The 411-nt window shown below is 37.2% G+C and carries 1 pseudogene; it reads left to right on the top strand.

What is annotated here, in order from left to right:
• Positions 1 to 92: 92 nt before the first annotated feature.
• Positions 93 to 411 (top strand): annotated as a pseudogene (locus tag V7147_RS03700) (GTPase HflX); the annotation flags it as partial.

The raw sequence follows: 411 nt of genomic DNA on the forward strand, positions 1-411 counted from the left end.
GCCAAGGCGAATTTGATTCTAGAAAGTAGGTAAATTGATTGGCAAACGAACATAAGAAAGAATTAGAAAAAGCCATACTCGTAGGATGTCAGATTCAAACCGATGACGAAAATAGATTTCATTATTCCCTGGAAGAATTACAATCATTAACGAAAACTGCAAAGGGTCAGGTTGTGATGACTATGACCCAGAAACGTGAACGTGTCCATTCAGCAACCTATATTGGTAAAGGAAAAGTGGAGGAGCTCATTCATCTTGAGGAAGAACTAGAACCAGATGTGATCATTTTTAATGATGAACTATCACCAAGTCAAGTGAGAAACTTATCCTCTAAGCTTGAAGCCAGAGTTATTGATCGAACCCAACTAATTCTTGATATTTTTGCTTCAAGAGCAAATTCCAAAGAAGGTA

The organism is Bacillus sp. JJ1521, assembly GCF_036965165.1.
Taxonomy (GTDB): domain Bacteria; phylum Bacillota; class Bacilli; order Bacillales; family Bacillaceae_L; genus Ferdinandcohnia.